We start from the raw sequence: 12,552 nt of genomic DNA, 5'->3' as shown, positions 1-12,552 counted from the left end.
GCCACCCTTTGGTCACGCACGTCACCGTATCATCCCGACAGATCGCCCGGAAAGCCCCCGCACCCATGACCGTCACCGCCCTGAGCACCCGCATGACCGGCCACCCGCGCGTCTTCGATCCGGGCAGGGCTGCCGATGCGGTGGCACAGGTGCCGTGGGCTGCGGGCGGCCTGCGCGACCTGATATCGGGCACCGCCGGGTGCAGCCCCTACCTCGCGGGGCTGATCGCGCGCGAAGGCGACTGGCTGGCTGGCGCAGTGGACGACCCCGAGGCGGCCCTGGCCGCGACACTCGCCGCCATCCCGCAGATCCCCTTCGCCGACCTCGGCCCCGGCCTGCGACAGGCCAAGCGCCGCGTGGCCCTGCTGGCGGCCCTGTGCGATCTGGGCGGCGTCTGGCCGCTGGCCACGGTGACCCAAGCTCTGACCGACCTCGCCGCCGCAGCCGTGCAGGCCTGCATCCTGCCGCTCGTGGCGGCAGAGATCGCCCGTGACAAGCTGCCCGGCCTGATCCCAGCCGACGCGGCCACCGCCGGCGGCATGGTGGTCCTCGCCATGGGCAAGCAGGGTGCGGGAGAGTTGAATTACTCTTCCGACATCGACCTGATCTGCCTCTTCGACGACGACCGTTTCACCCCGCAGGACGCGGCGACGGCCCGCGCCGCCTTCGTGCGCGTGACACGTCGCATGTGCGCGCTCCTCTCCGACAACACAGGCGAGGGTTACGTCTTTCGCACCGACCTGCGCCTGCGCCCCGACGCCTCCGTCATGCCCGTCTGCCTGTCGATGACCGCGGCAGAGCGATATTACGAGAGCGTCGGGCGCACGTGGGAACGGGCCGCCTACATCAAGGCCGCGCCCTGTGCTGGCGACATCGCGGCGGGGCAGCGGTTCCTCGACACGTTGCGGCCCTTCGTCTGGCGCAAGCATCTGGACTACGCGGCGATCCAGGACGCCCACGACATGCGGCTGCGCATCCGCGACCACAAGGGGCTGGGCGGCCCGCTGCGCCTGCCGGGCCACGACATGAAACTCGGCCGCGGCGGCATCCGCGAGATCGAGTTCTTCACCCAGACCCATCAGTTGATCGCCGGTGGCCGCAACCCGGACCTGCGGGTGCGCGGCACGGTGGAAGGGCTCTCGCGGCTGGCGGCGGGCGGCTGGATCCCGGCGCCCCTGGCCGCCACCCTGACCGATCACTACGTGGCCCACCGCACGGTGGAACACCGGCTGCAGATGATCAACGACGCGCAAACCCACGCCTTGCCGCAGGACGCGGCGGGATTTGCTCGCCTTGCCGCCTTCATGGACCGCGACGACGATGCCCTGCGCGCCGACCTGACCGCCTGCCTGACCGAGGTGCACGAGCGGATCGAAGGCTTCTTCGCCCCCACCGGCAAGGCGGCGACGACGCCCGCCGCGCCCGCCGCCGACCTGCCCGCCGGCTGGGGCTGCGACATCACCGCCCGCTGGCCCACCTATCCGGCCCTGCGCTCCGACCGCGCCGCGCAGACCTTCCGCAGGCTCGCGCCCGGCCTTCTGGCCGCACTGGCCGAGGCCGCCAAACCGGACGAGGCGCTGCTCACCTTCGACGCCTTCCTTGCGGGGCTACCCGCCGGCGTGCAGCTTTTTGCGCTGTTCGAGGCGAACCCCGCCCTGACGCGGCTGATCGTGGACATCTGCGCCACGGCGCCGGCGCTGGCGCAGTATCTGTCGCGCAACGCAGGCGTGCTCGATGCGGTGATCGGCGGCGACTTCTTCGTCGACTGGCCGGGTGCGGCGGCGCTGACGCTGGCGGCGACCCACGCCATGCAGGGCGCTGGCGATTACGAGGGGGCGATGAACGCCCTGCGCCGGTGGCAGCGGGAATGGCATTTCCGCATCGGGGTGCACCACCTGCGCGGCCTGACCGATGCCGCGGGTGCCGGTGCGCAATACGCCGATCTGGCCGAGGCCGTGATCGCGGCGATCTGGCCCGTGGTCATCGCCGACTTCGCTCGCCGTCACGGCCCGCCCCCCGGTCTGGGGGCTGCGGTGATCGGCATGGGCTCGCTCGGGGCGGGGCGGCTGAATGCCCAGTCCGACGTGGACCTGATCGTGATCTACGACGCCGACATCTGGGGCAATTCCAACGGCCCGCGCCCGCTGCCGGTGCGCAGCTACTACGCGCGGCTGACGCAGGCGCTGGTCACGGCGCTGTCGGCACCCATGGCGGACGGGCGGCTTTATGCGGTGGACATGCGCCTGCGACCCTCCGGCAAACAGGGGCCTGTCGCCACCGCCTGGTCCGCGTTCCGCGACTACCAGCAAGAGGAGGCATGGACCTGGGAACACCTCGCCCTGACGCGCGCGCGGCCCATCGCGGGGCCCGCCGTCCTGCGGTCCGGGTTCGCGGCGTTCCGGCGCAGCCTGCTGCGGCAAAAAGGGCAGGGCATCGGCGTCGCCGCCGATGTGGCGGACATGCGCGCGCGGCTTGCCGACGCGAAACCCGCGCAAGGCGGCTGGGACGCCAAGATGGGGCCGGGCCGGCTGATGGATGTGGAACTGGCCGCGCAGACCGCGGCCCTCGTCACCGGATCGCCCCTGCACGACGTGCCGGGCCAGATCGCCGCCGGTGTCGCAGTCCGTTGGCTGTCAGAGACCGAAGGCGCTGCCCTGACCCGCGCCGCCGCCCTGTTCTGGCGGCTTCAGACCGCCGGACGGCTGCTGACCGGCGGCGTCCTCGATCCGGAAGCGTTGGGCGAAGGCGGTCGCCGCATGATCCTGCGCGAGACGGAGTTCGTGGACATGGACGCGCTTCAGGCCGAGATGGCCAAGACGGCGCATGCCGCGGATCAGGCGATCAGCGCAAGACTGGCCCGCCCGCGGTGACGCTGCGATCGGGCGCAAATGCCGCCGTCCCCTTCTTCTGGTCAGAAATATCCCGGGGGTGTGGGGGCTGGCCCCCACGACGACGCCCCCCATAAAAATCAGGTCCGCGCTAACCCCGCCGCCTCGCGGGCCAGGCGCTCGACCTCGGCCCAGTCGCCCGCCAGCATCGCGTCGCGCGGGGCGACCCAGCTGCCGCCGACGCACAGCGTGTTGGACAGCGCCAGATAGGCGGGCGCGTTGGCCAGCGTGACGCCGCCGGTGGGGCAGAAGCTGACCTGTGGGATCGGCGCGCCGATCGCCTTCAGCGCGGGCACGCCGCCGTTCGCCTCGGCGGGAAAGAATTTCTGGACCGTATAGCCGCGCTCCAGCAGGCGCATCGCCTCTGACGCCGTGGCGGCACCGGGCAGCAGCGGCAGGTCGTTGTCCTCGCAGGCATCCAGGATGCGGTCCGTCGCACCGGGAGAGACGCCGAACTGCGCCCCCGCCGCCTTGGCATTCTCCACGTCCTGCGATGTCAGCAGGGTGCCGGCGCCGACGACGCCGCCGGGGACGGATGCCATCTCTCGGATCGCGTCGAGGGCGGCGGGCGTGCGCAGCGTCACCTCGAGCGCGGGCAGCCCACCGGCGACGAGGGCGCGCGCGAGGTCTGCGGCAAGGCCCGCGTCGTCGAGGACCAGCACCGGGATCACGGGCGCCAGCAGGCACAGGTCGCGGTTCAGGGCAGAGGCTTGTTCGGGGGTCATGGTCGGTATCCTGTAAGGGGCCGGGTCGTCTGCAAAGGCGCCTCCGGCGGGAGTATTTGAAAAAAAGCGAGGGGGCCGCGGTCAGACCGCGACGCCGGCACCCTCTGTCGCCTGACCCACGGTGCGGCGGAACATGGCGAACAGCTCCCGCCCCACGCCGGTGCCGTTGCCGCTGAGGTCGGCGGTGGCCACCGTGCGGCTGTCGAGGTCCACGCCGAGCACGTCGATGGTGCCCGCGACCGCATCGAGGCGGATGATGTCGCCATCCTGGATGCGGGCGATCGGGCCTCCGGCGGCGGCCTCCGGGCAGACATGGATCGCGGATGGCACCTTGCCCGACGCGCCCGACATGCGCCCGTCGGTGACGAGGGCGACCTTCAGCCCGCGGTCCTGCAGCACCGAAAGGGTCGGCGTCAGGCTGTGCAGTTCAGGCATCCCGTTCGACTGCGGCCCCTGAAAGCGGACGACGATGATCGTGTCGGTGGTGAACTCGCCCGCCTTGAAGGCCGCCTTGACCGCGTCCTGATCGTGAAAGATGCGGGCAGGGGCCTCGACGATGTGACGCTCTTCGGCCACGGCGGATGTCTTCATCACGCCGCGCCCGAGGTTGCCCTGCAGCTGCTGCAGGCCGCCGTGGTGCAGGAAGGGATCGCTGGCGGGGCGCAGGATCCTGTCGTTGTGGCTGACGCCGCTGCCCTTGACGTAGGTGATCCGCCCGCCATCCAGCCGCGGTTCCTGCGTATAGAGGTCGAGGCCGTCGCCCGCGACGGTCTTCACGTCATCGTGCAGCAGCCCCGCATTCAGCAATTCGCCGATCATGTAACCGAGGCCGCCCGCAGCATGGAAATGGTTCACGTCGGCCAGACCGTTGGGATAGACCTTGGCCATCAGCGGTGTGATCGCCGACAGGTCCGCGAAATCCTGTAGATCGAGGATGATGCCCGCCGCCCGCGCCATCGCAGGCAGATGGATCACGAGGTTCGTCGATCCGCCCGTCGCCATCAGCCCCACGAGCCCGTTCACGAAGGCGCGTTCGTCCAGAATGTCGCTGACCGGCGTGTATTCATTGCCCAGCGCGGTGATCTGCGCCGCGCGCTCGGTCGCGGCCACTGTCAGCGCATCGCGCAGCGGCGTGTTCGGGTTCACGAATGATGCGCCCGGCAGGTGCAGTCCCATGAACTCCATCAGCATCTGGTTGCTGTTGGCGGTGCCATAGAAGGTGCAGGTGCCCGGCCCGTGATAGGACGCCATTTCGGCGGCCATGAGTTCGGCCCGGCTGGCGTCGCCGGTGGCGAAGCGCTGGCGCACTCGGGCCTTTTCGTCGTTGGGCAGACCGCTGGTCATCGGGCCTGCGGGCACGAAGATCGCGGGGATGTAGCCGAACGTGGCTGCGGCCATCACGAGGCCCGGCACGATCTTGTCGCAGACCCCCAGATGGATCGCTGCGTCATAGGTGTTGTGCGACAGGCCCACGGCGGCGGCGAGTGCGATCACGTCGCGGCTGAACAGCGACAGCTCCATCCCCGTCTGGCCTTGCGTGACGCCGTCGCACATGGCGGGCACGCCACCCGCGACCTGCGCCGTGGCACCGAACGCGATGGCGGCGGCCTTGATCTGCGCGGGATAGCTCTCGAACGGCTGATGCGCCGACAGCATGTCGTTGTAGGCGGTGATGATCCCGATGTTCGGGGCGGTGTCCGCGACCAGCGCGTCCTTCTGCCCCTCCATCGCCGCATAGGCGTGGGCCTGATTGCCGCAGGTCAGGTGCGACCGGCGCGGACCCGTCGCCGCCGCGCGCGCCATCGTGTCGAGGTAGGTCCGGCGTGGCCCCTCGGACCGGGCGCGGATGCGGTCGGTCACTTCGGCGATCTTGGGATGCAGGGCCATCGGCTGCCTCTTTCGGTATGGGGGATCAAGCCCCACTACCACATCCGGTTAGCGCTAACAACCGCGCAGGGGCGCATGATGCGCGGGATCGCTGGCCTTGCGGCGGTGGGCGCGGTATGGGGGGGCATGAATACTGAACCAAACCCCACCGCCTCCGATCTCACCGCCTCTTATCCGGTCGTCCGCCTGATGCCCAAGGGCGATGCCCGCGCGATCCGGCACGGCTATCCTTGGGTCTATGCCAACGAACTGGTCACCGACCGGCGCACCAAGGGTCTGACCCCCGGCGCGCTCGCCGTGCTGGAGGATGCCAACCGCGTCCCCCTCGGCCTCGTGACCGTGAACCCGGTCAGCAAGATCATTTGCCGGATGATCGACCGCGACCCCGAGGCGGTGATCGACACCGCGTGGTTCGCGGCGAAGTTGGCCCGGGCACTGGCACACCGGGCGCGGATCTATGACCAGCCGTTCTATCGCCTCGTCCATGCAGAGGCGGACGGCCTGCCCGGCGTCGTCATCGACCGCTTCGGCGACGTGGCCGTGGTGCAGCCCAACGCCGCCTGGGCCGACGCGCTGATCGGGCCGCTGACCGATGCGCTTGTGCAGGTCACGGGCGTGACCACGGTGATCCTGAACGGCACCGGCCGTGCCCGCAGTCTGGAAGGCCTCGACGACCGGACGGACGTTATCCGCGGCACCGCCCCCACGGCCCCCATCGCGGTGCCGATGAACGGGGCCACCTACATGGCCGACGTCATGGGCGGACAGAAGACGGGGCTGTTCTTCGACCAGCGCCCGAACCACGCCTTTGCCGCGACGCTGGCGAAGGACGCACGCGTGCTGGACATGTTCAGCCACGTAGGCGGCTTTGGCCTCGCGGCCCTCGCTGCCGGTGCCGCGTCCGTGCTGGCCGTGGACGGGTCGGAGCCTGCGCTGGCGCTGGCCGACCAAGGGGCCGCCGCGATGGGTGTCGGCGACCGTTTCACCACCCGCCGCGGCGATGCGTTCGAGGTGCTGGAAGCGCTGGCCGCAGAGGGCGCCACCTTCGATCTGGTGGTTTGCGATCCGCCCGCCTTTGCCCCCGGCAAAGCCTCGCTGGAGGCGGGCTTGCGCGCCTATGAGCGTGTGGCACGTTTGGCCGCGGGACTGGTGGCCGAGGATGGCTACCTGATGCTGTGCTCGTGCAGCCATGCGGCAGACCTGACGCGCTTCCGCAACGCCTCTGCACGTGGCATCGGGCGCGCCGGGCGGCGGTCACAGGTGATCCAGACGGGCTTTGCCGGGCCGGACCACCCCCTGCTGCCGCATTTGGCCGAGAGCGGGTATCTGAAGGTCGTCACGTTCCGGCTGTAAGGGGCTTGCCCATGAAGGTCCTGCTCGACGCCTGCGTCCTTTATCCCACCGTGATGCGCGAGGTGCTGGTGGAATCCGCCGCCGCAGGACTGTTCCAGCCCTGCTGGTCGCCCCGCGTGCTGGAGGAATGGGCGCGTGCGACGGTGAAGCTGGGACCGGAGGCGGAGGTCTATGCCCGTGGCGAGATCGCGGCGCTGACCGCCCGCTTTCCCCGCGCCAGCGTGCGGCCCGATGACGGGTTGCTGCGCCGCCTCTGGCTGCCTGACGCGGACGACATCCACGTGCTCGCCGCCGCCGTGGCGGGGCATTGCGATGCGATCCTCACGCTGAACGCCAAGGACTTCCCCGGCAACCTGCTGGCCGAGGAGGGGCTCTTTCGCGCCGATCCCGACGGCTTCATGCTGCGACTGCATGACGAGGCACCGGATGTCGTGGCGCGCATCTGCAGCGCCACGCTGGCCGAGGCGAACCGCCTGTCGCCGCAGCCGTGGACGATCCGTGCGCTGATGAAGAAGGCGCGGATGCCGCGACTGGGCAAACGGTTGATGGCCGCCTTCGGGGATTAACCCTGCCAGCGGGCATCGTTGGCGGCGATCGCCTTGATGCGCAGATCCGTCTTGGGGTGGCTCAGCAGCCAGGCGGGCGCGTTGCCCGCCTTGCCGCCGGTCAGACGCTCCAGCTTGGTGAACAGCGATACCTGCGGCCCCGTGCCGATCCCCGCCTTGATCAGCAGCGCGCTGGCATAGGCGTCGGCCTCGAACTCGTCGGCGCGCGACAGGCGCGCGGCCAGCAGCGCGATCAGCGCGTTGCCGATCATCAGCCCGATCCCCGGCAGGATGCGCGACAGCACCATGGCGATCGCCGTCCGCATGGCGTTCTGGGCGGCGAAATCTGTCATGCGGCGGCGCGAATGGCCCAGCGCCACATGCCCCAGCTCGTGTGCGATGACGCTTGCGATCTCCTCTGCCGTCACGTCGCCCGCGCGGTAGCGGTCGTAGAACCCCCGCGTGATGAAGATGCGACCGTCCGGGGCGGCCAGACCGTTGACCATCGCCACCTCGTAGATGTGGACGCGGATGCGGTCCAGATCGAGGGCGCGGGCCATGCGGTCCATCACCGCCTTCAGTGCGGGGTCCGCAAGCTCGGTCGAGGCGGCATCCAGTTCCTGTCGCGTCCGCAACGCCGAAAAGTGGTAGATCGCGAAGCCATAGGCGAGCGCCAGCAGGATTGGGGTAAATTTTAACATGTCAGGGATATGGTGGCAGCAAGGTGCAATTGCCATGCCTGCGACACCGATGCGCAGCAGTTCCGCCACAGATTGGTGGTCGGATGTCGCGGGCCGGTCGTGGGCAGGGACCCCGACAGCCGCGGCCGACGTTGACACGTATCAAGACAGAACAGGATGATCGCCATGCGCTCCGAACCCGACATGCCAGCCGCCTTGCCGCTGCCCGCCCTGCGGCGCGTCTATCCGCTGCCGCAGGATCAGCCCGCCCGCTTTGCCGACCTGCTGTCCCGGCTTGCGCGCGCCACACCACCGGCACCAGATCAGGCGTGACGCAAGCGGACGTCAGGTCAGCGACTTCATCGCCGACGTGAGGCCGGCCAGCGTCATCGGCTGCATCCGGTCAGCGCCGAAGATGTCGCGGATCATGCCGATGGACGGCGTGAAATCCCAATATGGTGCGGGCAGGGGATTGATCCAGACATGCGAGGGCCACTGGTCGCGGGCGCGCATCAGCCACGTCGACCCGGCCTCCGCGTTCCAGTGCTCGTTTGCGCCGCCGACACTGGCCACCTCATAGGGCGACATGCTGGCATCGCCCACAAAGATGCATTTGTAATCCGGCCCATAGGTGCGCAGCACGTCCCATGTGGGAGTCTGCGCGGTCCACCGGCGGCGATTGTCGGTCCAGACGCCCTCATACAGGCAGTTGTGGAAATAGAAGTGCCGCAGGTGCTTGAACTCCGACCGGGCGGCGCTGAACAGCTCCTCCACCACCTTGACGTGGCTGTCCATGCTGCCGCCCACGTCGAGGAACAGCAGCACCTTGACCGCATTGCGCCGTTCGGCCCGCATCTGCACGTCGAGATAGCCGTGTTCAGCGGTCTTCCGAATCGTGCCGTCCAGATCGAGCTCCTCCGCCGCCCCCTCGCGGGCCCATTTGCGCAGGCGCTTCAGGGCGACCTTGATGCTGCGGACGTTCAGATCGACGGTGTCGTCCAGATCGCGGAACTCGCGCTTGTCCCAGACCTTGACCGCGCGCTGGTGGCGGCTGGCGTCCTGCCCGATCCGCACGCCTTCAGGATTGTAGCCGTAGGCCCCGAACGGCGAGGTGCCTGCGGTGCCGATCCACTTGGACCCGCCCTGATGGCGGCCCTTCTGTTCGGCCAGACGCTGTCGCAACCGCTCCATCAGGTCCTCGAACCCCCCGATGGCTTTGATCTCGGCGCGTTCCTCAGGGCTCAGGTGCTTTTCGGCCAGCTTCTCCAGCCAGTCGGCGGGGATGTCCACCGAGTCCAGCACGTCCTGATCGGTCACGCTGTCCAGCCCCTGGAAAGCAATCGAAAAGGCCCGGTCGTAGCGGTCGATGTGCCGCTCGTCCTTGACCATGATCGTGCGGCCCAGATGATAGAATGCATCCACGTCATAGGTGGCCAGACCCGCCTGCACCCCGTCGAGGAAGGCCAGGAATTCGCGGATCGACACCGGCACGCCGGCAGCGCGGAGCGTGTCGAAGAACCGCAGGAACATCGCGCCCTATCCGACCATGCTGCGTTCGATGAAGACCAGCACGAACAGCCCGACCATCGCGAACAGGATGCCGTGCACGGCGCCCCATTGCAGCAGGTCCAGCGTCTTGCCCCCCTTCATGCTGGCGCGGATTGCACCGAACAGGGCACCGATGACAAAGCCGCCGACGGGAAAGATCATGATGGGGCGGCTTTCAATAGGGGCGCAACCCGTCGACCTCGGCCTGTCGGGCGCGCACGTTGGCATCGCTGCCGAACCCGTAACGTGCCCATCCCAGACTGTCCACCCGCAGGGCCTGTGCCGCGACACTGTCGCCCTGCATGTCGAATGCGGCAGCCTTGAACGTCATCAGCGTGGCCAGCAGGGCGGCGTTCTGATGTGCGGCGGCCACGGGAATGGCCCCGTCCGTCAGGCGGATCGTGGTCATCGCATCGCCCGCCCGCAGGCTGAAGGCGGCCTTCTGCACGGCGATGTGAGCTGCATGGATCCGGGTCAGCGGAGAGCTGGAATAGATCAGGTCGGCATTGTTGAAAGCGGTGACGGCCGCAGCCGAATCGTGGCCGATCATCAACCGGCCCTGTGCGTAATAGGTGAACCCGGCACGCGGGCCGTCCCATCGCAGGGTCCGGGCCATGCTCACGGCATTGTTCACCGCCTGACGGCGCGCGGCGGGTGACGACCCGCCGATCAGCGCGGTTTCCATCGCGGTAATCCAGTCGCGGGGTGTCGACGGCACGGCAGGCGCACTGGCACTGCCGCCAGCGGGGTTCAGGCGCTGCAGCACGGGGCCGATCACCGCCGTCGCCTGCGCACGGGTCATGCCGCTGCGCAATTCCGGCGCATAGGTCGCGCGCAGCATAAGCATGTCGAAACCGGTCAGCACGGTGTGGATGTTGTCGTCGTTGAACACCGAATCGGGCAAGCGATAAAGGTCGTTCAGCGGGCCGAGCGCCTGCGCCAGCTCCTCGTGCAGGCAATCGCGGATTTCCTGCGGGGCGGCGTCGGCGGGGATGAACATCGCGGCGGTGCCACGGGTCTGCAACCGGGTCCAGTCGACGGACGGGCTGCGGCGCAGTTGCAGATAGCTGTTCCAGTCCATGACGTTCGGCACGACGAAACAGGCCGCCTGCGGCACTGCGCGCTGCAGGTCGCGTTGCGGAACGGGCACGATGTGGATGCTGGCGACCGCGTCATTGGTGCGTGCGATGCTGATGCCCGCCTCGTTACGCAGACGGGCGAGCAGCAGATCCAGATCCTGTATCAGCGTCGGTTGCGCGCCGGCGGCCACGCGCACGGTGATCGGCCCCTCATAGCGGGTCATGGCGACGACGTTGCGCCCGCTTTCGAGCTGGAACGTCAGGTCGAGAAAATCCTGCGCCATCTCGCCGTTGCTGCGCCGGACGGGCACGGCGCTGGTGTCGGCAAAGCTGCGGATCGCGGGCAGGGTGCTTGGCAATGCGGCGGCACGGGTCGGCGGTGCCGCGGGGGCCGCGGCGCAGGACGCCAGCAGGGCCACCACGCCAAGGCCGGCCAGACACGTCAAGGCACGCCGACCACGCGACGGTGTCCCCGCAGGGCCGACACCCGACTCAGCGTCTGCGTTCGTGCCGATTGTTCTGCGACCAAAGCCCGCGACCGTCCCGATGACCAATGCCACTCTCCTCATGCTTGTGCCGTCAACGATTGGTTAACGACTGCGACCACAGCAGGGCCGGTTTGCGGCGATGACACGGCATGCCCCGGTGACGCTGCACCACCGCGCCGCCGGAGGCGAGGGTCGCGGCGGGTCAGGGCCACGAGATTTGTCCGCCGTTGCAGCAATGCCCCGTCCGCAGCCACACCCCTAGCGCTGCGACCGGGCCATGAAGGCCAGACGCTCGAACAGGTGGACATCCTGCTCGGTCTTCAGCAGCGCGCCATGCAGGCGGGGCAGGGCGGATTTCGCGTCGCGGCGCAGATCCTCCGGGCTCAGATCCTCGGCCAGCAGCAGCTTCAGCCAGTCCAGCACCTCCGACGTCGAGGGTTTCTTCTTCAGCCCCGCCGTGTCGCGGACCTCGTAGAATTGCGTCAGCGCCGTCGTCAGCAGCGCGTCCTTGATGCCCGGGTGGTGGACGGCCACGATCCGTCGCATCGTGTCGATGTCCGGAAAACGGATGTAGTGGAAAAAGCAGCGCCGCAAGAAGGCGTCCGGCAGCTCCTTTTCATTGTTCGACGTGATGATGACGATCGGCCGGATCGCGGCGCGCACGGTTTCGCCCGTCTCGTAGACGTGGAATTCCATCCGGTCGAGTTCCTGCAGCAGGTCGTTGGGAAACTCGATGTCGGCCTTGTCGACCTCGTCGATCAGCAGCACGGACCGTTCGGTCGCGGTGAACGCCTGCCACAGCTTGCCGCGCCTGATATAGTTCGCCACGTCGTTCACGCGGACATCGCCCAGCTGGCTGTCGCGCAACCGGCTGACGGCGTCGTATTCGTACAGGCCCTGTTGCGCCCGCGTGGTAGATTTGATGTGCCACTCGATCATCGGCATGCCCAGACCGGCGCTGACCTGCCGCGCGAGCTCGGTCTTGCCGGTCCCCGGCTCCCCCTTGACCAGCAGGGGGCGTTCCAGCGTGATCGCGGCGTTGACCGCCATGGTCAGGTCGGCCGTCGCCACATAGGCTTCGGTTCCGGTGAAGTGCGGTGTCATGGCGTTTCTCCTGCGGGTCTGCGGCGATGGTGTGGTGCCTGCGCGCCCGGGGCAAGGGCGAAAGATCCGTGCAATGCGGCAACTTGTGATCGTATTCACCCCGATCACCGCCGGTTGTGGGGGTGACACCCCCGGGCAATGGGAATAAAGGGACGCCATCATAGGGGAGATGGCCAGATGTCAGGTGACGCAACCGACACGATCGCTGCAACGCAGCCCGCGACCAGCCCCCGCCCTGATACCACACATGGGAAA

11 protein-coding genes are annotated in these 12,552 nt (G+C 68.6%); 4 read left to right on the top strand and 7 right to left on the bottom strand.

The annotated features are described in order from the left end of the window. Positions 1–65 precede the first annotated feature (65 nt). Complete coding sequence (locus BMX16_RS00425) at positions 66–2,870, top strand: [protein-PII] uridylyltransferase family protein (RefSeq protein WP_089897552.1); 2,805 nt, start codon at positions 66–68, stop codon at positions 2,868–2,870. Between the two features lie 98 nt (positions 2,871–2,968). On the opposite strand, the gene eda is transcribed toward BMX16_RS00425, so the two are convergent. Beyond that, positions 2,969–3,613 carry a bifunctional 4-hydroxy-2-oxoglutarate aldolase/2-dehydro-3-deoxy-phosphogluconate aldolase gene (eda, locus tag BMX16_RS00420; RefSeq protein ID WP_089897550.1) on the bottom strand — a complete coding sequence of 215 codons (645 nt, stop codon included), beginning with the start codon at positions 3,611–3,613 and terminating at the stop codon, positions 2,969–2,971. Positions 3,614–3,694: 81 nt separating this feature from the next. Next, a complete protein-coding gene (gene edd / locus BMX16_RS00415; protein WP_089897548.1) occupies positions 3,695–5,500 on the bottom strand; it encodes a phosphogluconate dehydratase in 1,806 nt (601 codons plus the stop codon). 126 nt (positions 5,501–5,626) lie between these two features. Between edd and BMX16_RS00410 the strand changes: the two genes are divergently transcribed. Both BMX16_RS00410 and BMX16_RS00405 read left to right on the top strand, forming a co-directional pair. Next, on the top strand, positions 5,627–6,853 hold the full coding sequence (locus BMX16_RS00410) for an RSP_2647 family RNA methyltransferase (protein ID WP_089898279.1): 1,227 nt from the start codon (positions 5,627–5,629) through the stop codon (positions 6,851–6,853). 11 nt (positions 6,854–6,864) lie between these two features. Next, on the top strand, positions 6,865–7,419 hold the full coding sequence (locus BMX16_RS00405) for an RSP_2648 family PIN domain-containing protein (protein WP_089897546.1): 555 nt from the start codon (positions 6,865–6,867) through the stop codon (positions 7,417–7,419). Here BMX16_RS00405 and BMX16_RS00400 read toward each other — a convergent pair. Beyond that, positions 7,416–8,099 (bottom strand): M48 family metallopeptidase, encoded by a 684-nt coding sequence (locus BMX16_RS00400; protein ID WP_089897544.1) that lies wholly within the window; start codon positions 8,097–8,099, stop codon positions 7,416–7,418. The two genes, BMX16_RS00405 and BMX16_RS00400, sit on opposite strands and share 4 nt — an antisense overlap. 165 nt (positions 8,100–8,264) lie before the next feature. On the opposite strand from BMX16_RS00400, the gene BMX16_RS17480 reads away from it, so the two are divergent. Next, positions 8,265–8,411, top strand: a complete 147-nt coding sequence (locus BMX16_RS17480) for a hypothetical protein (RefSeq protein ID WP_177174529.1) — start codon at positions 8,265–8,267, stop codon at positions 8,409–8,411. A 12-nt stretch (positions 8,412–8,423) separates the two neighbouring features. Here BMX16_RS17480 and BMX16_RS00395 read toward each other — a convergent pair whose 3' ends face one another. The 4 genes from BMX16_RS00395 to BMX16_RS00380 all read right to left on the bottom strand — a co-directional run bounded on the left by BMX16_RS00395 (position 8,424) and on the right by BMX16_RS00380 (position 12,297). Then, positions 8,424–9,608, bottom strand: a complete 1,185-nt coding sequence (locus BMX16_RS00395) for a vWA domain-containing protein (RefSeq protein WP_089897542.1) — start codon at positions 9,606–9,608, stop codon at positions 8,424–8,426. 6 nt (positions 9,609–9,614) lie between these two features. After that, on the bottom strand, positions 9,615–9,788 hold the full coding sequence (locus tag BMX16_RS17475; protein WP_089897540.1) for a hypothetical protein: 174 nt from the start codon (positions 9,786–9,788) through the stop codon (positions 9,615–9,617). Between the two features lie 13 nt (positions 9,789–9,801). After that, entirely contained in the window at positions 9,802–11,151 is a 1,350-nt protein-coding gene (locus BMX16_RS00385) for a DUF2927 domain-containing protein (RefSeq protein WP_245731188.1), read from the bottom strand. A gap of 300 nt (positions 11,152–11,451) precedes the next feature. Continuing rightward, a complete protein-coding gene (locus BMX16_RS00380) occupies positions 11,452–12,297 on the bottom strand; it encodes an AAA family ATPase (protein WP_089897536.1) in 846 nt (281 codons plus the stop codon). Positions 12,298–12,552: the final 255 nt, after the last annotated feature.

The organism is Loktanella fryxellensis, from assembly GCF_900110065.1.
Classification (GTDB): domain Bacteria; phylum Pseudomonadota; class Alphaproteobacteria; order Rhodobacterales; family Rhodobacteraceae; genus Loktanella; species Loktanella fryxellensis.
The sequence above is the reverse complement of the archived record's forward strand: the minus strand, read 5'-3'. Positions and strand labels throughout refer to the sequence as shown.